General features: G+C 55.6%; 2 protein-coding genes. One reads left to right on the top strand and one right to left on the bottom strand.

The window, feature by feature from the left end; all coding sequences use genetic code 11:
- Positions 1-155 precede the first annotated feature (155 nt).
- Positions 156-1507 (bottom strand): IS3 family transposase gene (locus ACR0KN_RS22400; RefSeq protein ID WP_480492787.1). Its coding sequence is split into 2 segments (ribosomal slippage): positions 156-1171 and positions 1171-1507, totalling 1353 coding nucleotides; the frame shifts between segments, so codons are not numbered across the junction.
- 113 nt (positions 1508-1620) lie between these two features.
- Between ACR0KN_RS22400 and ACR0KN_RS22395 the strand changes: the two genes are divergently transcribed.
- A partial coding sequence (locus ACR0KN_RS22395; RefSeq protein ID WP_480656693.1) for a recombinase family protein occupies positions 1621-2050 on the top strand: 430 nt, incomplete at its 3' end.

Genomic DNA, 2050 nt, shown 5'->3' with positions numbered 1-2050 from the left:
CACACGTACTTCGAGCAGCTAAAGAGTATATGATGAAAACTCTAAATCTGTCCGGTAGGCGCTGACTTCAGACACCTTAACATGTCCGTCATCGAATGATTTGGAACACGAGCGTTTGATTGGCTTAGGAGGATCAGGCTCGCCGCAGTTTCAATCTACGCCGCGTTCTGATGATGCAGCAAGCGGCGTTTCTGGATTGTCTGGTGTTTGATTTCCTTTCTGCGTCTGAGGATTGTTTCGGCTCGACCGAAATAGACATCGGCGGGTGTCAGATTGCTGATGCTCTCGTGGTATCGGTTGTGGTTGTAGTGATTGATGAAGTCGCCGTTGGCCTGTTCGAGCGCTCCTGGCAGATAGTAGTTTTCCAGCAGGACACGGTTCTTCATCGTCTGATGCCATCGCTCAATCTTGCCCTGGGTCTGCGGATGGTTGGGCGCTCCCCGAACATGATCCATACCCTGCTCATCCAGCCATTTCGCCAACTCGCCAGAGATGTAACTGCTGCCGTTGTCGCTGAGCAGCCGGGGCTTGTGGGCAACGGTGACACTGTCACAACCTGATGCAGCCAAAGCGTCTTCCAGCGTTCCTGTGACATCGTCAGCTTTCATCGTGGTGCAAAGGCGCCAAGAGACAACGTAACGGCTGTAATCATCCAGGATCGTAGACAGGTAGAACCAGCCCCAACCGATGACTTTGAGATAGGTGAAGTCGGTCTGCCAAAGCTGGTTCGGCCGCACAGTCTTCTCATGGAATTCATCCGCCGCTTTGATGGTGATGCAGGCTGGGCTAGTGATCAGATCTTGTGCCTTCAGAAGCCTGTAAACACTGGCCTCAGAAACGAAGTAGCGCCTGGTGTCGGTGAACCGCACCGCAAGCTCGCGGGGCGATAACTCGGGTTCTTCCAGAGCCAGTTCCACGATCTGCTTGCGCACCTTGTCGGGGATGCGGTTCCAAACCCTACCTGGCCGGGAATGGCGATCCTCAAGCCCGGCCTCGCCGAAAGACAGATACCTGTCGTACCAGCGGTAGAAGGTCGTTCTGGGAATGCCGAGCTTTTCCAGTGTGCGTTTGATCGGCAGGTGCGAACCGTCAACCAGCCGGATGATCTCAAGCTTTTCGGATGCGGGATATCTCATTCGTCGTCTCCCCCATCCTCGAACATGCTTTTTTTGAGCAGCCGGTTCTCAAGGGTCAGGTCGGCGACTACCTCTTTCAGCGCCGACGATTCCGCTCTCAAATCCTTCACCTCAGAGCTGGTAGCCTGGCGTGCGGTATCGCCAGCCAACCGCTTCTTACCGGCCTCAAGGAACTCTTTCGACCAGCTGTAATACAGGCTCGTAGCTATTCCTTCACGGCGACACAGCTCCGCTATGCTGTCTTCACCACGAAGCCCATCCAACACAATACGGATCTTCTCCTCTGCCGAATGCTGGCGCCGTGTCTTCCTGCGGATGTCTTTGACAACTCTCTCTGCTGACGCTTTCTGTTTCCCGGATTTCATTCTCATCTCCACTCTCTGATGGTTACGATGAGCCTGAAATCCTCCGCTACGCAATCAACCTAGTCTGTTCCATGGGTGCTGATGGCGGACATTCTGATCGTGCGGTCTCCGGCGCCTCCATGTTGCGCCCCGGTCTACAAGAGCTGTTCCATGCCACTCAGGAAGGACGGGTTGATCTGATTTTGGCGGAAGCGCTGGACCGGTTGAACCGGGATCAGGCAGACATCGCCGCGAATTTCAAACGTCTGAACTTTGCAGGTGTTGGCATCGTGACACTGGCCGAAGGTGAGATCAGCGAACTGCGCGTAGGTCTCAAGGGCACCATGAACCAACTGTTCCTAAAAGACCTGGCCGACAAAACGCGGCGTGGCCTGCGCGGAAGGGTCGAGCTTGGGCGCTCCGGCGGCGGAAACAGCTACGGCTATGACGTCGTCCGGCGTCTTGGGCCCGACGGCCAACCCGTCACGGGAGAACGAATGATCAACGCAGCGGAAGCTGAGATTGTCAGGCGGGTGCTTCAAGAGTTCTCCGAAGGGCACTCCCCAAAAG

This window comes from Ruegeria sp. AP7 (assembly GCF_056539905.1).
This window is presented reverse-complemented; position numbering and strand designations above follow the sequence as displayed.